Below are 19980 nucleotides of genomic sequence, written 5' to 3' on the forward strand. Positions count from 1 at the left end.
GCCAAAGCCTTTAATAGTTATTTAGTCTTTACCTGATTTCAACCTTGAAATCAAAATAAAGAATTGAATTTAGATACATCTTCCATAAACTGGTTCGAAAGTTCTGCCCCTCATTCCGTTAAATAAAAAGGACGGGTTAGCAAAAGTTTGAAGCCTTCAGATGTTGAATCTGAAGGCTTTTTGCATTCGGGAGGTAAAATGGAATTTGTCGGTCATGTCCCAGCTGATTTTGACTGTAAGATATCTCACCTTACATTGTCCGGCACCGGACAAGAAAACGCCCATTTGCGGACAGTTACAAGCTTTTCACTACACATAAACAGGTCGTTTTTATTGAGAAACAGGCTGTTTGTTGAGTTGGCACCCCCTTTGTTCGATAAAATAGAAACTAATACCTAGACATATGCGTAGAACATATTTGGGTGAATTTGAAGAAATGATTTTACTGATGGTCGCCATCCTGAACGGAGAAGGGTATGGTGTGACGATAAGTGAGGCCCTGGCAGAGCATACAGGACGTATCGTCACATTTGGTACGGTGCATAATACGCTGATCCGTTTGGAAGAGAAAGGGTTTGTGACATCTGAACTGGGTGGGGCCACGGCCGAACGCGGAGGACGACGTAAACGGATATTCCGGATCACTGCCCTGGGAAATCAGGCGCTTCAGGAAATCCAACAACTACGCAAAAATCTATGGTTGTTATTACCGCCTGACATGCTTCAACCTGGTAACGTATGAAATCCCCTGTTCAACCGCCCCGCTGGGCACGATGGCTACTCAGCAGACTACATCCTGACAATACGCTGGAAGAAGTAACTGGTGATCTGGATGAGTTATATACGTACTGGTATAAGCGTTCAGGTAAAACGCAGGCCACACTACGTTATCTCCTGAATGTAGTGTCGGTGATCCCTCCATTTGTACGCAGAAGAAACACGGATAAACAATATTATCAACAACCGGATTACCGGCCCACTTTAAGTTTAAAATCCACGATGATCCAGAATTACCTCAAAATCGCATTTCGGAGTTTGAAACGACAAAAAGTTGCGACCAGCATTAATGTAATTGGTTTAGCTATCGGATTGGCTACCTGCATACTGATCATGCTTTATATTCAGGATGAATTATCCTATGATCGCTATAATGAGAAGGCAGATCGGATTTTCCGTGTCGGGCTTATGGCGAAGCTAAACGGTGAGGATGTGGGTGGTCCTATGTTAGGCCCGAATGCTGCCCGCGACTTACAACAGGAAATTCCGGAAATATTAAAAGCAACGCGCATTCTGAAGGGAGGTGAGTTTGTCAGCAACGGGACCAGTTCATTTAAAGAAGATAATCTGTTATATGCCGACTCAAACTTTTGTGAGGTATTTACCATTCCATTTCTGAAAGGAGATCCCAAGCGGGCACTGACAGAGCCAAACACGGTAGTATTGACAGAAGAAACTGCACAGAAATACTTTGGCAATCAGGATCCGGTTGGAAAGGTGTTATTATTCAGCCGTGAAAAAATACCTCATCGAATTACAGGTGTGGTCAGAAATGTGCCTACAAATGCCCATTTTCGGTTTGATATGCTGGTTTCCTCACCTGATGATGACGAGCAACATATAGGATGGATGTATAGCATAAACTATTACACCTACGTGGTGCTGCCTGAGAAATTCAATTATAAACAGTTGGAGGCTAAAGTTACGCGGCTCGCTGAAAGGCAAATTGGAGGTGAATTACAGGAATTTCTACATCTTAGCCCAAAACAGTTTCGTGAGAAGGGTAATGACTTTGGGATTTTTCTTCAGCCACTCACTAAAATACATTTATATTCCACATTCGGCGGAACAGAGTTAACCCCGGGTGGAAATATTCTATATGTATACGTACTTATGGCCATTGCGGCTTTTATGTTGCTGATTGCCTGCGTGAACTTCATGAACCTGTCAACAGCCACGGCAGTGCGGCGTTCACGTGAGATAGGAGTACGCAAAGTATTGGGGTCAGTAAAAAGGCAATTACAGCACCAATTTTTGATTGAATCGGTTCTGCTGGCAATTGCTGCACTAATAGTAGGATTGTTGATTGTGGCCATTTCCCTGCCTTTCTTTAATCAGTTGACAGGCAAGACACTTACGTTGAGTTTACTGACCAATGCATTCGTAGCCACTGGATTACTGGTGGGGACCGTGTTGGTAGGCCTGCTGGCTGGTAGCTATCCGGCTTTTTACCTTTCTTCGTTCGAGCCTGTCGCGGTATTGAAAGGACGAATTACTGCCGGACGCGGGAGCTTTAACCTGCGAAGTGGTTTGGTAGCGTTTCAATTTTTCATCACCATTTCGATGATTATTGCTACAGTTACCGCAGATCGGCAACTACGTTACATGCAAGCGCAGAAAATCGGTTTCAATCGGGAACATGTGCTGATCATTCATGATACGCAAATGCTTCACAAAAACGAAATCCTATTTCGGGATAAGATCGTCCAGTCTCCGCTGGTAATTACAGCAAGTATTTCAGGGCAGGTACCCATTGGAAATTCGGCCCTTGATAACACACCTGTAATGTCCAGAGAAAATCCCGATAAAGCTGTAATGAGTCGATTTTATAAAGTAGATGATGAATATATTCCTACACTAGGAATGCATGTGATGCAGGGAAGAAATTTTTCTAAAAATTCCTCTACCGATTCCTCGGCTGTTATTCTGAATGAAACGGCTGTACGGGCCTTAGGCTGGCAGCAGAATCCGATCGGCAAAGAACTGATTGGTCACATTGATGATAATGGCGTAAAAACATATTACCAGGTCATAGGAGTTGTTAGCGACTTCCATTTCGAATCCCTGCGGCAGAAAATTGGGCCTTTAGTTATGTTCCTTGGTGGAAATTCAGGCAACATTCTGGTCAAAACGCGTACCGGCCAGCTTCCGCAATTCCTCGCATCGCTGAAACAGCAGTGGGAATCATTTTCTCCCGCAGCGCCTTTTTCCTATTCGTTTTTAGATGATCGGTTCAAGCAAGTTTATGTCGGGGAACAAAAAATAGAACAGGTATTAACGCTCTTTTCCGGCCTGACTATCTTTATTGCCTGCTTAGGTTTATTTGGATTGGCGACCTTCGCGGCCGAACAGCGGACAAAAGAAATAGGCGTTCGGAAAGTATTAGGCGCATCTGTCGGCAGTGTCGTGGCATTGCTTTCACGGGATTTTCTCAAACCCATTGTGATAGCGTTGGCACTAGCATCTCCTGTAGCCTGGTGGAGTATGAATCAGTGGCTGAAGGAATTTGCCTATAAGGTTACGATTGACTGGTGGTTTTTTGCGGTGGCAGGATTACTGGCGATCGGGATTGCTTTACTGACGGTGAGTTTTCAGAGTATCAAAGCAGCGCTGACAAATCCTATAAAAAGCTTACGTAGTGAATAGGAATTAAGTTGAATACCTGGAGGAAGGTTAAAAAAACTTAAGAAATTATTATTTATTCGAATCTGACAGAACAGCGGTTTTGTCGTGAAACTAAACTATCTGTCAAAGATTGCAGATAACTAAAAAACGGTGCCGTCTCAAAAGTAAATCCAACGGGCGATAACCCATGGCCGGTTCAGAATTCCTAATAGTGCTTTTTATCCACGACCTAAAAATGCGCAGATCAGGACGGGTTATAAAAGGACGGTGAAAAGCAAAAAAAGGAGGGCAGCAATTTAAAAAGCTGCCACCCATAAAATCGGGAGCCAAATCCCTAAAATGATCATTACATTAAAAATGCAATCTGAACTCCACATTCATTGCAGGCCCTGTCTTATTGTCCCACACCTTTGACCCTGGAACAGCCTCCCCATTTGACCCATAGATGGTCGTACTCTGCTGTAACACCGCTACCAGCAGCTGTACGCCGAACTCCGCTTTCTGCGGAATGACTTCAAAGAAAGGCCCTATACCGCCAATCTCACAAAATGCATGACCTTTCACCTTTACATACTGCTCAGGACTGGCACTCACCATGCTCTTGACACTTACAGGTCCCCAGGTAGTACAGATAATCGGCTCCAGGAAGAAGTTCCTGGAAATAGGGATGTGATAATTGACAAGAGGCCCCATCAGGAAACTGATCCCCCTGTTATAGACACCTTTGTCTTTCTTGTCCACAATACTATATCCCCCGGTCACGGTTATCCCGACAGACAACTTATCTGCTACAAAATATCCTCCCTTGGCAGAAAGACTCGCAGACGTGCCAATATACTGCCCCATAGGAGCTACAGAACCCTGTATCCCCAGGCCTCCTCCCAGCCAGTAATCCCCCTTTTTTATCCTAAGGGTGTAGGATTGTGCAGAGCAGGTCAGAAAAGAGAATAAGGAAAGAAGGGATACTAGTACCCCGAATGTAAAAGGCACTGGTTTTGGTTTGTTTTTCATCTATTTGTTTGTTGTATGTATTGAATTGAAATCACATGGACGACTTCCTTTTGGTTGAGATTTTGATGTTGAGGCTAAAACAAATGTAATAACTTCTACTATAAGGCTCAAAAAAAAGCCATTTTTTAGTTTATCACCATTGGTTGCAAAATCCAAAAAGAAGAGAAGGATCGAAATAACAAAAACATTCAATTAAAATATTAAATACAATAATATTCATTTGAAAATCAGCTATTTGAATTATACAACTTTGTTAATAAGCAGTTTTTTGGGGGCTCAAAAAGGCTTATAATTACACCACCACATTTTTGCACAAGCCGACAGCATGGATACTTTCATCCAAACCCAAATGCAACAACGCAAAATTCCCGGCTTACAACTGGCCATCTTGAAACATGGGAAAATCATCAAAACAGGCAATTACGGACTGGCAAACCTGCAGGATTCAGTGCCAGTAAGTGACAAGACTGTTTTTACAATCAATTCAATCACCAAAGCATTTGTTGGCCTTGCCATTGTACAAATTTGTTTTTATTTATTCCAAAACCCAGGTAGGAGAGTACATTTTGAATAAACATTTTACCTGATCTTCCCTTTTGGCTACAACATTTTGACTTTTGCATACAGCTGCTTTGGGATTACTGTAGACCTTTACTGTATCAAAAAAACAGCCTTCATGAACTTACAAAATAATACTATTCTCATTACAGGTGGAACCAGCGGGTTTGGTTATGAATTCGCATCCAGGCTGCCCGCCCTGGGGAATACTGTTATCATTACAGGCAGGAATGCAGAAAAACTAAAGGTCACAAAACAGCGGCTGCCTGCCGTACATACCATACAAAGTGATGTAAGTAAACCCGGTGAGATCGTTAATTTTATATGAAGTGGTCACCCGGGAATTCCCACATCTCAATATCATCATTAACAATGCCGGGGGAAATGCGGAAGATAAACCTGCAGCAGCAGTAAGTCCGGACTTCGCGCCTACACCCAGTCATTAAGAGTGCAGTTAAAGAAGACGAATATTAAAGTGATTGAACAGTTGCACCTGGGGCTGCTACACCACTTAATGATATCTTTGCGCAGGAAGATGGGGTTAATGCCAAGGTGTTGATGGCTGTCAAACTAATAGATGATGCTATTAAAGGCATTCAAAAAGGGAAAGACGAAATACTCCCCGGTTTATCCAAAATGATCCGAATCCTGATCAGGATAGCGCCCGGATTCCTTATTTCTCAAGCAACCAACATGGGGGCTTCCACTATGTATGGTACAAACTAACATTTATGAAAATCATTAGCATCACTCTCCTGTTAATTTCTGCTTTCCTGTCTATTAAACATGGCTGGGACGCTTTCCAACCTGCTCAACCAGCTCAGGCAAAGATGATGGCGGATTTAGGCATCAACGCATCCGTTGTGCTGTATCTCGGGATATTATCCATCATTTTAGGCATATTGCTGTTTTTCCCGCAAACGTTTTTCATCAGCAATCTTCTAAATGCCATAATAATCTTACTAATTATAGCATTTTCCCTGCGGGCAGGAAATATCAAAATGGCATTGATAGAAATACCATTTCTCACCTTACCTTTGGTACTCATCTGGTTAAAGTACCCATTTAAATTTTAACCATGGCAAACAATAAACCATACAGGATCCAATCTATCACAGAAATACATAGATTGCTCGGGTTACCCAAACCGCAACATCCACTGATCGGCCTGATTGACCTGAAGGGCTTAAGAAACAACAATTCAGATATCGAGGCTGTGGTATTTGATCTGTATGTAGTTTCGTTGAAAAGAGGCTGTGATAAGCTGGTCTATGGCCAACAGAAGTATGATTTCGACGAGGGATTAATGGCATTTATGTCTCCCGGACAAGTCATAAGAGGAGAAGACGGAGGCGTACCCCAACAACTGGAAGGCTGGATGTTGTTTATCCATCCCGATTTCCTGTGGAACACCCCGCTTGCCAAACAGATCAGGCAATTTGAATACTTTGATTATTCAACCAATGAGGCCTTATTCCTTTCTGAAAAAGAGGAACTCACCATCAATGGTATTATTGAAAATATCAGGCAGGAATACAACTCTAATATTGACAAGTTTAGCCAGGATGTGATTATTGCTCAACTAGGAGTATTATTTACGTATGCTCAACGGTTTTACGAAAGGCAGTTCCTGACACGAAAGATCACCAACAGCAAAATTATTAGCCGCCTGGAAGATGTTTTGACCGATTATTTTAACGATGACGAGCGGCTATCTAAAGGGTTGCCTACGGTTCAGTATATAGCGCGCACACTTAACATTTCGACTAAATACCTGGGAACTTTGCTCAAACAACTAACCGGCCTCACTACACAACAACATATTCATGAAAAGCTCATTGAAAAAGCTAAAGAAAAGCTAACTACCACGGATCTGACCGTCAGCGAAATTGCTTATGAATTAGGATTTGAACATTCTCAATCATTCAGCAAATTCTTTAAAACCAAGACCAGGCAAAGTCCTATGGAATTCAGAACTTCTTTCCAATAATACTATCTCAGGTATTTATTTTATTGGCCAGCACGTTCTTAAGATACTCTCCGGGATTGACCTTATAATACTTTCTAAATGCTTTTGCAAAGTGCGTCATGTTGTTATAGCCCACCATATAACCCACTTCTGACACACTGTATTTTTTTGAATTTAACAGATCTTTGGCCTTGATGATTTTTGCCTTTTGTGCAAACTGGTAGATGGTACGGTTAAAGACCTGCTTAAATAATTTCACCATTTTGCTCTGGCCCATACCGACCTCTTTTGAAAGTGTAGCAATTTTTATGGTGAGATGACTATTCTCCATCAAGATTCTCCTGATAGCAAACAACTTTTCGACATCCTCCTTCAATAGACCGGATGAATTATAGCGTTCTTTGATAACAAAAGTGCGGTATAGTGTTACCCTCAGCAAATTCAGGAGCGAAATATACGTTTCAAACCTGGAAGGTCCATTCTCCTCGAAAGCCGCTGCCAGTTTGCGGATATATCCCTCGGCCTCCGGTACTGTTTCATCCAGATATAAAAAAGGCAAACCGGTATTTATTCCTTTCAATACATCAGGCTGATCTATAATAGCCCGCACCGTATCAAGGGTAAAAGTGAGTGCAATGGTCCTGAAAGGCTCATTTCCAGGGAATGCGATTTCCACAGATGACCCGGAGGAACAAAACAACAATGTATTGGGACCGTGGTGATTTATGGCTGCCCATTCACCCTTACTTTTAATGGTCATCTTATTGGAAACAATAGCGGCAAAAATGCAGAATGTCTGGCTACCCGGTTCGTTGATCGTTTCCAGTTGCCGTGGATCGTTTTTATTAAAATCACCTATATACAAATTTAAATCTGAAGGGAAATACAATCCTTTCATCTTGCCGGCGCTTTCGCCTGGCGGCACATGAATGACATCTTTCGGACTCCTGATGTGTAAATAGTTCTTCATATTCTGACCTGCGCAAAAATAAAACAATGCGGGTATTATAATCAGGAAACTTGTCCTGCAATTATAATACCCACATAACAAGTTAACCCGGATGGGTTATATAAGTACCGTCTCTTCTGTCACCAGTCTTACGGCTGCAGATACATCCAGAAAATTCACATGGTCCGGATCTACAATATTTACAAAATTATCGGACTGGAAGAACGAGGTCATATCTTCTACGTTATCGAACCATGCCTCTACCATGGCATCATAAACAGGTGCCGGGTAAATTGATGCCGGGACAGGCGTAGAGACAACGAACTTCCTGACATATTGTTTCGTTTCAGGAATCGATAGAAGAAGCGGAGCATGTACATCTCTCCGGTAATCTAAAAACTCCTGGTGTGTCATACCCTTTCTACGTGTTAATAAAATAGCTAACTTAACCATAATATTATTTAATGGAGGAGCATATCCCCACTGTTTTAGAATGAAGTTAACTGCGCAGTTTAACCAAATTTGTTACTTATGGCAAAGGTCTATGATGGCCATCAAAGTGAATAACCCGAAACATTTAAAATCTAGCCCGAAAATGGAAATTCTTAAAAACGATCTGCTGCCCACTCAGATTTATAATTATCCCCCTCCTGATCATACCCTGTTCCTTAGACAGGGCAGGGTGGTGTAATACTCATTGTTTTAATAGGGTATAGTTATGCGTAGTCAGCTTATGGCGACTTAGGTATTGCTTCCTGAGCATTTTCGTTTTACCCGATACTTCATAAATAATGTAGATTTGTTCAATATTCTAATTATAAGCGCCAATGAATATTCAAGACCTGATTCCTGCACATAAAGGCGATGACAGGGGAATTGAACGCCTTAAAAAACTCTCCTTTGAGGAAATTCAACCTATTGTACCAGAATTATTGGAATGGTTGCAGGACGTGAATTGGCCAATAGCCAGTGATATTGCGGATGTGCTGCATCCCTTTGTTAACCGGATGGTTCCTGAAATTATAGATATTATGAAAACGAATGATGGTATCTGGAAATATTGGATATTATGCACGTTTGGAAGAGATTTTAAGCACCCGGTATTATTGCAGGAGATTGAACGAATTGTAAGATTCCCAACAGAAGATGAAATTGCAGAAGAAGTTAACATCATAGCGCTTGAAATTATGAATGGTGAGTATGATTAATTTAATATTTCACCCTGTCCCCACCGATCTGACGTTCAATGAACGAGCTTACAGTCTGAAGGTATCAATGCAATCCCCAATTTCACCGGTAAGGTAATTAAACAGTCTTTTCTCCGCATATTCCCTGTTGTAGATAAGGTTCAAAGCCATTCCCATCCCGCCATTTTTATCCCTTACCCAAACTACGCCGCCAATATATAGTCCTTCAAATGCATTGTTGCTTTTTATATTTTTCGATGAGGTGGGTGAAGGAAGGGGAGGGATCATATAGATGCTTTTATCTTCATTATAAATAACTGCATTGCCGGGGGAGTTGAATACAGGATGGTCATAGGGATATATTACTACCACTTTTTTGAAATCGGGGGTCATAATGCCGTGAATATGGCGGCCTTCCTCATAGATGATGTATTCATGCTTACCTGAATACCATTTTAAACCATTTGAATGGGCGTTGAAGTATTTAAATTTAGCTGTTTGTTCCATTTCCGGCATGTTTATACCTGTGGAAAAATCCTGGGTAATATCTATAGGGATGTCGATATTACCAGATGCTATCATGTGGTAGGCTGTAATCATCAGGTAGATAGTTTAGGTATTTGACGGATAAAATGTTCAGCAATAATAATTCAAAAACCGGGATTGACATAGGTAATGCTTTGGGGTAATGTAGGTCGCAATATTCCAACAGCTATAAACAAAAAACGGCAGTAGCCCAAGCCCCTGCCGTTCACATTAAATCCTTTCCATTTATAATAACTCGCCCATCCCGAACACTGTCAATCCTTTGGCAAATTGTTCGGTTATGGCCTGGTTGGCAGCTTCTATATACTGGCCGGTAATGGGGTCAACCACAGTGCGTAATGGCCGCATGCCTTTTGGCGTGCCGATAAGTTTTACAATGGCATCGGCTACGTCCTGCGGATTTGGGTTTTTAGCCTGCATTTCTGCACCCAATGCGGCTACCATTTTCTTGGGTATATCGGCTATGGCACCATATCCCTCAAATACTCCCTGGTCAGATGCGGGGTTGTTTTTTTGTTGCATTTCTGTAGGGAAAGCACCCGGTTCCACCACGGCCACGTCGATACCTAAACGCTTTACCTCGTAATGAAGGCCCTCGCTGATTCCTTCCAGCGCAAATTTGGAGGCCGCATAAATAGTAGCAAACGGGAAGGACACACGCCCAAAGCCGCTGCTTACGTTAATGATCAGTCCGTCGGCCTGTTTGCGCATAGCAGGCAGCACCTGTTTGATGGTTCGCCAGGGCGCATAAACGTTGATATCAAAAGTGGTGTGCACATCGGCCGTAGTAAAGCTCTCTGCTACGCCGGTCATGCCGTAACCAGCATTGTTCACCAGCACATCGATAGTGCCTTCTTTTGCCAGAATGGTGTCAACTGCCTGCTTCACGCTATCATCGTCGGTCAGGGTAACGTCTAAAACAGTCACGTTCTCTACCTTGCCCAGGGCCTGTGCTTTATCAGCATTACGGCCCTTGGTGTCGCGCATGGTGGCGTATACCTTATGTCCTAAGGCGGCTACGCTGTGGGCGGTAAGCCAGCCAAAACCACTATTTGTTCCGGTTATCAATACAATCTTTTTGCTCATTCTTTGGATTTTTTAAATGAATTAGCAAATGTTGAAAATGGCAACATAAAAACAATTACCATTTGGTAAAAAGCTTCTTTAACGGATATTACGGCGTATGCGGCTCAGCGATTGCTGGGTGATGCCCAGGTACGAGGCTACATAAGAAAGCGGGATGCGGTTGATGAGGTTGGGGAAGGCCTCGATGAATGACAAATAGCGGGTGGTAGCATCTTCTGAAACCAGCGGACTGCGCCGCTCCATGGCCACCGTAAGGCACTTCTTTACCATGTTGGCCTTCATCATTTCCCAGCCCACTATGGTGTTGGAGATCTCATCCCAGTTCTTTTTATTAAATACCAGGACCTTGCAGTCGGTAACGGCCTGTACATATTCAGATGCCACGATCTGCGATTCGAACTTTTGATTATCGACTACAAAATTGCCTTCGTCTACGAAATAGTTGGTGATTTCTTCGCCCTTGTTGTTATAATAGCAAAAGCGGAACACGCCTTCCAAGACGAACGCCACATACCGGGGCACCTTCCCGGCTTCCGACAGATAGTCGTCTTTTTTGAATTCAAGCATTTCAACCTTACTCAGCAAAAATTCAATCTGCTGCTTGTTCAGGTCACCAAATTGCAGGATTAGATTTATAAGTGCTTCCATTCCCTAAAGATAATACACATTGCGGGGCATCCATTTATCATATGGTAAAAATGAGGTAAGGCGGACACAAGCGCCCAAACTCAGCATTATCGAAATGAGTAATAGCAGTGCTTAAAAAATGGTTTAATTAAGGATATAAGTGTTCATGATGTACGTGCCGAGTATCGCTATCGGCACGCCGATCATGGCGCTTGTTAAAGCCATTTTAGCCTTATTGGGATGAGTCTTCCTGTATCTGAAATAAAGGAAAAATCCTATCGGGGGTAGGGCGTTGGAAATGACGAACCAAAACCTTGACAGATGATCTATATTATCTTTCATGAGCATTGTTTTTATAGTTTATTAAACTCTTTTCCATTTAAATGATTTCCCCATCAACGGTATACCTTTGTAGCCCCGGGTTTCAAGGTCATCAGGCCCTTTCAGTTTACCTTTGAAACTATAGGTGTTTCCATCCTGTACGCTATACAACTTACCGTCTACGTATTCGCCGTCCTTATAAACAAGATCGGTAATATGCGTAACGCCTTGTACGGGCCTGCTCCGGAGTTTTTCATTGGGATTTTTAACATCTTTCTTTGACGTTTTGCCGTCTGCTTCAAACATGTCTTTCGACCATAAAAGTCTGGCTGAGTAAGTGTTGCCTGCTTTGAACACCTCTATCTTGTAGTCATCACATTTCCAGGTTCCTATAATTTTATCCGCAGGTAGTTCCTGTGCGAAAGATGCCAATGACAACAGCAGCATGAACACTGCTAATATTGATTTTTTCATACCGGGTTATTTATTGTTTTTTTATTAAGTTGTTTGAATTTCTCAAATTCCCTGTGCCCTAATTTCATTAACTGGTTGGGCATCAACCTGCTTAAAAATTTTATCACATTTACCAGGAATGGCTTTATCTCAGGCGTATCGTTCAGCAGTCCTTTGATGACTATACTTACTAATTTATCTACATCCATCATTTGCCTGGGATTAGGTGGTAGCACCCAATCATTCTGAAGATTGGTATTCACTCCCGGAGGGACCAGTTCAAAAACCTTAACACTGGTTTTATTCAATTGGAGGCGCAGGGCCTGGGAGTACGCATGCACGCCTGCTTTTGAAGCGCTATAAACCGGGGCGGTGGAGTAAGGCATAAAAGCAATGGCAGAGGAAACATTTACAATTGCGGCGGTAGGCTTCCTGATCAGGTGAGGCAAAAATTGATGAACCATCCGGATCGTTCCCGTAAGATTAATATCAATTTCACGGGTTATGTTTTCCAGGTCCTTACTGGCATCCAGAACGTCAATCAAGCGCATTTCACCTGCATTGTTAACGATCATATTCAGATCAGGAAATTGTTGTGTCACCTTTTCATAGAGGTGCTCAATGTCTTGCGGGTCGCTTACATCACTCTGGAAGACGTGTATTTTGGGAAAACGCTTTTTCGTTTCATTTAAGGCCTCCTGTTTACGTCCTGTAACGATGATGGTTGAGCCTTGTTCGCTAAGTTGCTTTACAAGTTCCAAACCTATACCGCTGGTTCCACCTGTGACCAGGATAGTACAATTTTTTAAATCCATATATTTCTCATTGTTATGGGTGTAAAGTTCAGCCAATGTCAATGAGCGGATGTATCCAAAAGTCGAAAGTTTGTAGTAAAAAGGGCGATTGCCGGTGTCTGTGACAGGTAAACGGTATTCCAGCGTTTAAAGAACGGTCAATCGAAATTAAACTGACCGTTCTATTTTATTACAATCAACATATGCAACACTAAAATCCAATTTTAAGCAACAAATCTGATACTTCTCCCGCCTGCGACAAAAACGGTGAATGACTTGTGTTTACAGCGTAAACTGTGCTTATTCCTGCCACAACTATCATTCTATCCTGCAAGCCTGGAGAAATCACAATGTCCTGTAGCATTTTGATATCCACCTTGCTTACTGAACAAAAATTTTCATGAGTCAGTATCACCTTGTTAGTAAACGGTATGGCCGGCTCTGCGCGATAATTATCTATCACCTGTTGTTTTGCAACAGCATTACCGTCATTGATAAAGAGGCATTCCGCCATCTCCATTTTGATTGAAAGGACTGGAAAAACAGGCTTCAGAGATCCTGGTTATTATCCGGCGCAGGCATATCAAACCCGTTCAATACAAGTGCTATTAAACAATAAGCAGCTATGAGAAATATTAATTCTCCTGCACCTTCTTTCCCCACCATCGTCACAGCTTGTTTGTAAGTTGAATCGGGAACAATGCGGCCGGTCACCAATGCATGTGCAACATCATGAGCGATGGCTTGCTGTTCATCTAGCTCATTCGGTCTTCCTCCTGCTGCCAATGTTGCAATGGCCGAAGGAGAGAGTCCAAATGTCGCAGCCATTATTTCATGTGCATATAGCTCGAACTTTGCTCCATAAGCGGCGGCAACAGTAAGTATAGCCACTTCCCTTACATCCTTTGCAAGGGAGGCATTCATATCAAGTGTTCTTAAAAAACTTAAAGCCGGGATACCAAACTGTGGAAAATGAAGCATGGGGGCAAATGGGCCCAGTAATCCGCCGTTGGTATCTGTCATGTTTACCTCCTTTTGGCTGTGACCAACAAGGTTGGTTATTTCATCGTGAACAAAGCGGAGTTCTGCGCCCAGTGTATCGGGCGACAATGGTTTGATACGCATAAATTTTATTTTGAATTGTTTATTAATATTAAAAAGTGAATTGTCCGTCAATGAGTACAAAAGCCATCCGGCATATTTTTCCGGAGCGGTTGGCCCATGCATGGTTGGTGCCATTTTGGATGACGATATCCCCGGCTTTGATGGTCGTTTCTTCACGATCAAGTATCATGATGATTTCTCCTTCCAGCACAATTCCGTAGTCAACAGTTTTTGTGCGGTGCATTAGTGAGTGTGGTGCTCCTTCTTCAGATGAATTAAAAGCGTTTTCTGCGCCCATCGTTTTAAATTTTTCTGCAGCAGTTATCCCGGTGAGGCTTTTTATTTCATTTCCTTCAGGAGGAAATTCAATTACCCGGATGCGGGTGCCGTTTTTAGGTGGTGCCAGCACTAATTTTGTTTCATCTAAGTCATCCGGTTGAGGATGAATGAGTGCAGGTGTCTCCATCGTATGCCACATTTCAAAGAAGGTTGGTCCACCGGGCCCACCGATTAATTGTGTAAATGCGGGGGGTGCATCTGAAACGATGATAGATTTGTGGTCGACATCATGACCTGTTACGATGCGCCTGAAAGTTGTTTGTTGCTGATCCATGATTGATAAAATTTTATTTGTTAGCTGATTGCCTGAAAACATATACACCGAGATAGTGGAATAGCACGCCTATTGCCCATGCAGGAGTGCTCCATAATGGCCAGGGATAAGTTCTGTCTGTGACATACCATACCAGCCAGATGATGGGAGTAACTAACAGGAAAACCAGCAGGTGAATCCTGAAACCTTTTTTGGGATTGATATGGGCAGTCTTGTACCCGTTTGTTGACTTTGTCATCGTATTTATTTTTAATTTGTCAGGAAATGATTAAATAAATTGTTTACCTAAATGCGCTGTTTTGTTCAACCATTTATTTCTTTGTATCGCGGTTGATTTTCTCATAAATCCGAAAGTGGAAAAGCGAATGGGCTTAAAGCCAACATAACCAAATACTACTTTTTTGAGTATGAGATAAAGTGAAGCCCTGTGAACAAGGTAGAACCAGAACTTAGGAGTGTCCATGGTTACGATGATCCTCATGCTTTTTCCTTTCAGTAATTGTTCGGGGAAATTTTTGCCTGAATGATTTTTAAAGGCAAATCCGGGAAGAAAAAGCCGGTCAATAAATCCCTTTGTGATTGCAGGCATAGCGCCCCACCAGTTGGGAAATACGAATACTACATGGTTGGCCCATTGAAATAGTTCTTGTGCTGCCACCAGGTCTTCTTCCAATTGGTCGGTTTTGCCGGTATTATAGCCATCGGCAAGGTTTACGTCAAAATTGAGGTCGGAGATATAAATGGTTTTGCAATTGGCACCTGCACTTTCGGCACCTTCCTGGTAAGCATCCAGCAGTGCTTTATTAAATGAATTTTTGGATGGATGCCCGAGGATGAGTAGTATGTTCGTTGCCATTGTGTATCGTTTTGATTTGATAACACAAAGCTGCAAAACAAATCAGGGGGGCACCTGACTCAAATGTGTCAAAATATTATTGGTGGGATAATTTTTGGCGGATGCGGGTAAGTGACTGTCGTTCTATGCCCAAAAAACTACAGAGGTGAGAGAGTGAAATTCTGTTGAATAACCCGGCGTGATTGTTAATGAAATCCAGGTAACGCTGTTCTGCTGTTTCAAAAATGAAGCTTTCGATACGCGCTTGCTGCCGCTTCAGGATTTCTTCAACAATCAAACGGCTATATCGTTCAAAGCCAGCAGACTGTTGGTAGATCCATTGCTGGTCTTCGTAGGTAAGACATAACATTTGTGTCGGCTCTAAACATTGAATAGTATAACGACTTTGTTGCCTTGTAATAAAAGCAGGATAATGTGTGGCATAATCGCCCTCCTTATAAAAGCCAACTGTTATTTCGTTCCCCTTGTCGTCAATATAAAAAGAACGCACCAGGCCTTTTGCTATAAAGCCAATGGCATTTTGAACTTTACCGACCTGAAGAAAGATTTCTTTCTTTTTTAATTCCTGAAATTTAAGTTTTGATGCAAACAGCGATAATTCGTCAGCAGATAATTGGGGGCAAATTTTCCTTACTGATTCTATGAATATTTCTGTTGCGACTTCCATTTGGGGGTTTATTTGGTATTCAGGTTATATAAAGATAAGATTTTTGAAATTCTGCTCATACTCCATCTAGCATCATAGACAGCAAAGGACAGTTAACCCGGTTTTTATTTTTACATTTCGATACTCAGTTCCAATTCCCTTATGAAATCCAAAAACCTATAGTTCACGTTTTCACAAATAAATCCTCAAAATCAACACCCTATGAAGCAAAAAACAATAATGCTGTTATTGCTATTCTGTACGTTAGCCACCCGTGCCCAAGTGGTATTTTACAGTGACATTAATTATGGAGGCACCGCTGTCTCATTCCCCGTTGGAAATTACACCCTTGCAAACATGAATGCCGCGGGGTTCCCGGATGACGCACTTTCCTCCTTCTATCTACCTGCAGGGTACCAGATTACCCTTTTTGCAGACGACAATTTTACCGGGAAAACCTTTAATGCTACATCCTCTTCCACATGGATTGGTACTGAATGGAATGACCAGGTCACTTCTTTTATTGTCAGCCTTATTCCCCCTTCCCAGGGAACGGCTAACTGGATCTGGTCTCCCGATGCTGGTCCGGCAAACACCTGGATTGCATTCCGGAAAAAAGTAACACTCACTTCCAAACCCCTTACGGCACTCACTAAAATTGCTGCGGAAAACAAATACTGGCTGTATATTAATAACCAGTTGGTTGTGAAAGATGGTGGGCTCTCCATTCGTCCTGATCTGGTAAATACCTATTATGATGAGGTAGATATTGCCCCCTATCTGCAAACTGGTGAGAATACCATTGCTATTCTGGTATGGTATAAAGGTGGGCAGAATGGTTACTCAGAAAGAGCTGTCGGGAATGGCGGTTTATTATTTGATGCAAGTGCCGTGGTGGTATCAGATGATACCTGGAAGTACAGCATTCATCCATCTTTTGGCGCTACAGCACAGTTAATTCTGAACGGACAGGATTACAAATGGATCGCATTCCCTGTCTCCTACAATGCGGCAAATGAACCTGCCGGCTGGACCACTGCCGGTTTTAATGATGCCACATGGGCCACAGCCGTAAAAAAAGGGCCTGCTGGCGCTGCACCATGGAATACCCTTGTACCGAGGGGCATCCCATTTTGGAGAGATGCCGGCTTAAGTAACTACCAGAATACGCTCCCTGCATCTATTACAGCAAATACCAGTATTACCGGAACGGTTGGTACCAACATTCAGTTGCGTCCTTACCTGCACGTAAATGCACCTGCCGGCGTAAAAATTAAAATGATAGTCAACAGGTTTTACTGGCAGGAATATATCACCAAAGCAGGTGAGCAGGAATTTGAATGTTTTGCCTGGCAAAATTCAAATAACCATACCGTCACCTACGAGTTTACAAATGTAAGCGGAACAGTACAAATACTGGGTTTGAAATACAGGGAGACCAGCTATGATGCGGACATAGCAGGTCAGTTTAATTCCTCAGATGCATCGCTGAACACATTGTGGACAAAGGCAAAAAACACGTCCAGAATATGTATGCGCGATCAGTATTATGACTGCCCGGACCGTGAACGTGGTCAATGGTGGGGAGATGTGTCTGAACAAATTTTATACTCATTCTACATTTACGATACCAGTGTAAATAAACTCACCCGCAAAGCTTTTCGTGAATTGATGCATACACAGAAAGCAAATGGTTCCCTTTATACAACTGCCCCGGGTACCAGCTTTCATCTGCCTGATCAGAACATGGCTGCAGTCGCCACGCTCTGGAAGTACTACATGTATAGTGGGGACGGTGCTTTGCTACAGGAGATCTATCCGCAATTAAAAAAATACATCCAGTTTTGCGTTGCCTGCACCAATTCTGATGGCATGATCCTTTTGCAAAGCGATGCCTGGAACTGGATTGACTGGGGGACGAACATTGATCCGGTACCTGCAGGCAGTGCCAATACAGTTGTCAATGCACTTTATATCTCTGTTTTGCAGACTGCCATTAATACAGCGAACCTTCTAGGCCAGACTGCTGATGCAGCATATTTTCAGACCTTGCAGACAAAAGTGAAGAATAATTTTAATAATTATTTCTGGAATAGTGCGTTACGCGCCTACGTATCCAGCAATGTATCTTCCCGCATAGTAGATGACAGAAGTAATGCATGGGCTTTACTCACGGGTCTGGCCAATGATCAGCAGAAAGCCGGTGCACTGAGTGTATTAACCAACAGAAATGATGCAGGTCCTTACCAGGAAATGTACATTGAAGAAGCCCTGTTTCAGCAGAATCCAGGCGCAGCCATTACACGTATGAAGAATCGGTTTACACCGATGATCAACAGCTGGTCATCTACCCTGTGGGAAGATTTTACTGAGAGTAACAGTAATGCTGGCTATTCCAGTAATAACCATGCATGGTCCGCAGGACCATTGTATGTGATGAGTGCTTATCTACTGGGGATTCGTCCAACACAGCCGGCTTATACTGAGTTTATATTTGCACCACAACCCGGCGGGGTGACGCAATTTTTAGGGGTGATACCTAGTGTAAAAGGCAATATTACCGCCAGCTTCTCTCTTGGCAGCAATACTTTTACGCAAAGCCTGGTATCCCCTTCCGGCACCACTGCCATTGTGAGCGTTCCGAAGGATGTATTTCCCACTCTTATCGCAGAGATCACTGTAGGAGGTATTACTGTATGGAAAAATGGTACTTTCTTAGGAGGTGTAAGTGGTGTTACATTCCTACAGGAGGATAATAAGTCAGTGCAGTTTAAGGTAAGTCCGGGTAGCTGGGCGTTCACTGCGATGCCATATAGTAATACTGATCCAGTAATCGCCTATGTAGGCTGTAATTACAGCGGAACAGCCATCAGTTTGCCGGTAGGCAACTATACATTGGCACAGATGACGGCAAAGGGTATTCCTGATGATGCCATCTCATCACTGGCTGTAGCCGAAGGATACAAAGTCATTTTGTATGCAGATGATAACTTTACCGGGCAGACAGAGACGCTGACTGCTAATAACAATTGTATTACCTGGTCTCCACTGCATGATAAAACCACTTCTATACGGGTATTGACGAATGGTGTTACCAATCTTTCAGGCACGTATTTTATACGTAACAGGGCCAGTGGCTTACAGATGGATGTAAACGGCGCTTCTACAGCCGATGGTGCCAGTGTTATTCACTCTGAATATAATGGCAATGCCAACCAACAGTTTGTTTTCACACATCTGGGCGATGGTAATTATAAAATTCTTGCTAAACACAGCAACAAATCGCTGGATGTAAATGGCGCTTCCCTTTTGAATGGTACCAATGTAATCCAGTACCCGTATCATGATCCGGTTGAAAGTCATCAGAACTTTATTATCGTTGCAACCGGGGATGGTTACTATAAAATCATTGCAAAGCACAGTGGAAAGTTGTTGCAGGTCAATGGTGTTTCAGGCGGAGGGCTGGTGCATCAATGGTCAAATACCGGGCAGGTAAATGGTCAGTGGGCATTCACCGCCGCTGCGGCTGCTCTTGCTAAAGAAACGATGTCTTCACTTTCTGTAGATCCTAACCCGGCAACCCACACGATAACAGTAAAGGTGCATGCTACAAAAGAAGAAAAGCTGTATATGCGTATTTACAATGCCTCCGGAACATTGGTGAGTCCGGCACAGAAGATTTACAGTGGTCAGCAGTTTAACCTGTCTGCATTGCCTGCGGGGGTTTATATTGTTAATGTCAATATTGGTGAGCAGGTGCTGAGTAAGAAGATTGTGAAGTATTAATTGTAAAGAAGGTTCATCAAATCCAGGTGGACCTTCTTTGCTTCATTAAAACATTTTTGCAAAGTACCAGGC

General features: G+C 42.7%; 22 protein-coding genes. 8 read left to right on the forward strand and 14 right to left on the reverse strand.

Going from position 1 to position 19980, the window contains the following annotated elements; translation table 11 throughout:
• The first annotated feature begins 403 nt into the window (after window positions 1-403).
• Together DXN04_RS07025 and DXN04_RS07030 are read left to right on the forward strand one after the other, a co-directional pair.
• On the forward strand, window positions 404-742 hold the full coding sequence (locus DXN04_RS07025; protein WP_116852624.1) for a PadR family transcriptional regulator: 339 nt from the start codon (window positions 404-406) through the stop codon (window positions 740-742).
• Window positions 739-3423 carry an ABC transporter permease gene (locus DXN04_RS07030; protein ID WP_199414998.1) on the forward strand — a complete coding sequence of 895 codons (2685 nt, stop codon included), beginning with the start codon at window positions 739-741 and terminating at the stop codon, window positions 3421-3423. The genes DXN04_RS07025 and DXN04_RS07030 overlap by 4 nt, the downstream gene beginning before the upstream one ends.
• Before the next feature lie 330 nt (window positions 3424-3753).
• On the opposite strand, the gene DXN04_RS07035 is transcribed toward DXN04_RS07030, so the two are convergent.
• Complete coding sequence (locus tag DXN04_RS07035) at window positions 3754-4413, reverse strand: hypothetical protein (protein ID WP_116852625.1); 660 nt, start codon at window positions 4411-4413, stop codon at window positions 3754-3756.
• Between the two features lie 325 nt (window positions 4414-4738).
• Between DXN04_RS07035 and DXN04_RS07040 the strand changes: the two genes are divergently transcribed.
• From DXN04_RS07040 to DXN04_RS07055, 4 genes are all read left to right on the forward strand, one after another.
• Complete coding sequence (locus DXN04_RS07040; protein ID WP_116852626.1) at window positions 4739-4987, forward strand: serine hydrolase; 249 nt, start codon at window positions 4739-4741, stop codon at window positions 4985-4987.
• 102 nt (window positions 4988-5089) lie between these two features.
• Window positions 5090-5299 carry an SDR family NAD(P)-dependent oxidoreductase gene (locus DXN04_RS35180; protein ID WP_199415000.1) on the forward strand — a complete coding sequence of 70 codons (210 nt, stop codon included), beginning with the start codon at window positions 5090-5092 and terminating at the stop codon, window positions 5297-5299.
• A gap of 403 nt (window positions 5300-5702) precedes the next feature.
• On the forward strand, window positions 5703-6047 hold the full coding sequence (locus DXN04_RS07050) for a hypothetical protein (protein WP_116852627.1): 345 nt from the start codon (window positions 5703-5705) through the stop codon (window positions 6045-6047).
• 2 nt (window positions 6048-6049) lie between these two features.
• Complete coding sequence (locus DXN04_RS07055) at window positions 6050-6961, forward strand: helix-turn-helix domain-containing protein (protein WP_116852628.1); 912 nt, start codon at window positions 6050-6052, stop codon at window positions 6959-6961.
• Window positions 6962-6968: 7 nt separating this feature from the next.
• Here the strand turns inward: DXN04_RS07055 and DXN04_RS07060 are convergent, their stop codons facing one another.
• Both DXN04_RS07060 and DXN04_RS07065 read right to left on the reverse strand, forming a co-directional pair.
• Window positions 6969-7910: a helix-turn-helix domain-containing protein gene (locus DXN04_RS07060; protein WP_116852629.1), complete on the reverse strand. Its 942-nt coding sequence runs from the start codon at window positions 7908-7910 to the stop codon at window positions 6969-6971.
• Window positions 7911-8006: 96 nt separating this feature from the next.
• Window positions 8007-8342, reverse strand: a complete 336-nt coding sequence (locus tag DXN04_RS07065; protein ID WP_116852630.1) for an EthD domain-containing protein — start codon at window positions 8340-8342, stop codon at window positions 8007-8009.
• Window positions 8343-8716: 374 nt separating this feature from the next.
• Here DXN04_RS07065 and DXN04_RS07070 point away from each other — a divergent pair, with 374 nt between their 5' ends.
• Entirely contained in the window at window positions 8717-9097 is a 381-nt protein-coding gene (locus DXN04_RS07070) for a DUF5071 domain-containing protein (RefSeq protein ID WP_116852631.1), read from the forward strand.
• Window positions 9098-9145: 48 nt separating this feature from the next.
• Here DXN04_RS07070 and DXN04_RS07075 read toward each other — a convergent pair whose 3' ends face one another.
• From DXN04_RS07075 to DXN04_RS07130, 11 genes are all read right to left on the reverse strand, one after another.
• The gene (locus DXN04_RS07075) at window positions 9146-9676 is read right to left on the reverse strand and encodes a hypothetical protein (RefSeq protein WP_116852632.1); all 531 of its coding nucleotides are present in this window, start codon (window positions 9674-9676) and stop codon (window positions 9146-9148) included.
• Window positions 9677-9847: 171 nt separating this feature from the next.
• Complete coding sequence (locus tag DXN04_RS07080; RefSeq protein ID WP_116852633.1) at window positions 9848-10708, reverse strand: SDR family oxidoreductase; 861 nt, start codon at window positions 10706-10708, stop codon at window positions 9848-9850.
• 78 nt (window positions 10709-10786) lie between these two features.
• Window positions 10787-11356 carry a Crp/Fnr family transcriptional regulator gene (locus DXN04_RS07085; RefSeq protein WP_116852634.1) on the reverse strand — a complete coding sequence of 190 codons (570 nt, stop codon included), beginning with the start codon at window positions 11354-11356 and terminating at the stop codon, window positions 10787-10789.
• A gap of 342 nt (window positions 11357-11698) precedes the next feature.
• A complete protein-coding gene (locus tag DXN04_RS07095) occupies window positions 11699-12130 on the reverse strand; it encodes a DUF2147 domain-containing protein (protein WP_116852636.1) in 432 nt (143 codons plus the stop codon).
• The gene (locus DXN04_RS07100) at window positions 12127-12924 is read right to left on the reverse strand and encodes an SDR family oxidoreductase (RefSeq protein ID WP_116852637.1); all 798 of its coding nucleotides are present in this window, start codon (window positions 12922-12924) and stop codon (window positions 12127-12129) included. The genes DXN04_RS07095 and DXN04_RS07100 overlap by 4 nt, the downstream gene beginning before the upstream one ends.
• Before the next feature lie 190 nt (window positions 12925-13114).
• Window positions 13115-13417, reverse strand: a complete 303-nt coding sequence (locus tag DXN04_RS07105) for a hypothetical protein (RefSeq protein WP_147319864.1) — start codon at window positions 13415-13417, stop codon at window positions 13115-13117.
• 35 nt (window positions 13418-13452) lie between these two features.
• Window positions 13453-14028: a carboxymuconolactone decarboxylase family protein gene (locus DXN04_RS07110; protein ID WP_147319865.1), complete on the reverse strand. Its 576-nt coding sequence runs from the start codon at window positions 14026-14028 to the stop codon at window positions 13453-13455.
• A 28-nt stretch (window positions 14029-14056) separates the two neighbouring features.
• Window positions 14057-14620, reverse strand: coding sequence for a cupin domain-containing protein (locus DXN04_RS07115; protein ID WP_116852640.1), 564 nt, complete (start codon window positions 14618-14620; stop codon window positions 14057-14059).
• Between the two features lie 13 nt (window positions 14621-14633).
• The gene (locus DXN04_RS07120) at window positions 14634-14858 is read right to left on the reverse strand and encodes a 2TM domain-containing protein (RefSeq protein ID WP_116852641.1); all 225 of its coding nucleotides are present in this window, start codon (window positions 14856-14858) and stop codon (window positions 14634-14636) included.
• 30 nt (window positions 14859-14888) lie between these two features.
• Window positions 14889-15476, reverse strand: coding sequence for an NAD(P)H-dependent oxidoreductase (locus DXN04_RS07125; RefSeq protein WP_116852642.1), 588 nt, complete (start codon window positions 15474-15476; stop codon window positions 14889-14891).
• Between the two features lie 76 nt (window positions 15477-15552).
• The gene (locus DXN04_RS07130) at window positions 15553-16143 is read right to left on the reverse strand and encodes a Crp/Fnr family transcriptional regulator (RefSeq protein ID WP_116852643.1); all 591 of its coding nucleotides are present in this window, start codon (window positions 16141-16143) and stop codon (window positions 15553-15555) included.
• 201 nt (window positions 16144-16344) lie between these two features.
• Here DXN04_RS07130 and DXN04_RS07135 point away from each other — a divergent pair, with 201 nt between their 5' ends.
• Complete coding sequence (locus DXN04_RS07135; protein ID WP_116852644.1) at window positions 16345-19908, forward strand: alpha-L-rhamnosidase-related protein; 3564 nt, start codon at window positions 16345-16347, stop codon at window positions 19906-19908.
• Window positions 19909-19980: the final 72 nt, after the last annotated feature.

Origin of the sequence: Chitinophaga silvisoli (assembly GCF_003412465.1) — a bacterium.
Lineage (GTDB): Bacteria > Bacteroidota > Bacteroidia > Chitinophagales > Chitinophagaceae > Chitinophaga > Chitinophaga silvisoli.

Excerpts from the sequence above, each read along its gene's own strand:
- DXN04_RS07085 (WP_116852634.1), bottom strand. The coding sequence starts at position 11,356 with ATGGAAGCACTTATAAATCTAATCCTGCAATTTGGTGACCTGAACAAG.
- DXN04_RS07080 (WP_116852633.1), bottom strand. The coding sequence starts at position 10,708 with ATGAGCAAAAAGATTGTATTGATAACCGGAACAAATAGTGGTTTTGGC.
- DXN04_RS07105 (WP_147319864.1), bottom strand. The coding sequence starts at position 13,417 with ATGGCGGAATGCCTCTTTATCAATGACGGTAATGCTGTTGCAAAACAA.
- DXN04_RS07035 (WP_116852625.1), bottom strand. The coding sequence starts at position 4,413 with ATGAAAAACAAACCAAAACCAGTGCCTTTTACATTCGGGGTACTAGTA.
- DXN04_RS07065 (WP_116852630.1), bottom strand. The coding sequence starts at position 8,342 with ATGGTTAAGTTAGCTATTTTATTAACACGTAGAAAGGGTATGACACAC.
- DXN04_RS07075 (WP_116852632.1), bottom strand. The coding sequence starts at position 9,676 with ATGATTACAGCCTACCACATGATAGCATCTGGTAATATCGACATCCCT.
- DXN04_RS07115 (WP_116852640.1), bottom strand. The coding sequence starts at position 14,620 with ATGGATCAGCAACAAACAACTTTCAGGCGCATCGTAACAGGTCATGAT.
- DXN04_RS07095 (WP_116852636.1), bottom strand. The coding sequence starts at position 12,130 with ATGAAAAAATCAATATTAGCAGTGTTCATGCTGCTGTTGTCATTGGCA.
- DXN04_RS07025 (WP_116852624.1), top strand. The coding sequence starts at position 404 with ATGCGTAGAACATATTTGGGTGAATTTGAAGAAATGATTTTACTGATG.
- DXN04_RS07030 (WP_199414998.1), top strand. The coding sequence starts at position 739 with ATGAAATCCCCTGTTCAACCGCCCCGCTGGGCACGATGGCTACTCAGC.
- DXN04_RS07055 (WP_116852628.1), top strand. The coding sequence starts at position 6,050 with ATGGCAAACAATAAACCATACAGGATCCAATCTATCACAGAAATACAT.
- DXN04_RS35180 (WP_199415000.1), top strand. The coding sequence starts at position 5,090 with ATGAACTTACAAAATAATACTATTCTCATTACAGGTGGAACCAGCGGG.
- DXN04_RS07050 (WP_116852627.1), top strand. The coding sequence starts at position 5,703 with ATGAAAATCATTAGCATCACTCTCCTGTTAATTTCTGCTTTCCTGTCT.
- DXN04_RS07120 (WP_116852641.1), bottom strand. The coding sequence starts at position 14,858 with ATGACAAAGTCAACAAACGGGTACAAGACTGCCCATATCAATCCCAAA.
- DXN04_RS07125 (WP_116852642.1), bottom strand. The coding sequence starts at position 15,476 with ATGGCAACGAACATACTACTCATCCTCGGGCATCCATCCAAAAATTCA.
- DXN04_RS07040 (WP_116852626.1), top strand. The coding sequence starts at position 4,739 with ATGGATACTTTCATCCAAACCCAAATGCAACAACGCAAAATTCCCGGC.
- DXN04_RS07060 (WP_116852629.1), bottom strand. The coding sequence starts at position 7,910 with ATGAAGAACTATTTACACATCAGGAGTCCGAAAGATGTCATTCATGTG.
- DXN04_RS07110 (WP_147319865.1), bottom strand. The coding sequence starts at position 14,028 with ATGCGTATCAAACCATTGTCGCCCGATACACTGGGCGCAGAACTCCGC.
- DXN04_RS07135 (WP_116852644.1), top strand. The coding sequence starts at position 16,345 with ATGAAGCAAAAAACAATAATGCTGTTATTGCTATTCTGTACGTTAGCC.
- DXN04_RS07070 (WP_116852631.1), top strand. The coding sequence starts at position 8,717 with ATGAATATTCAAGACCTGATTCCTGCACATAAAGGCGATGACAGGGGA.
- DXN04_RS07130 (WP_116852643.1), bottom strand. The coding sequence starts at position 16,143 with ATGGAAGTCGCAACAGAAATATTCATAGAATCAGTAAGGAAAATTTGC.
- DXN04_RS07100 (WP_116852637.1), bottom strand. The coding sequence starts at position 12,924 with ATGGATTTAAAAAATTGTACTATCCTGGTCACAGGTGGAACCAGCGGT.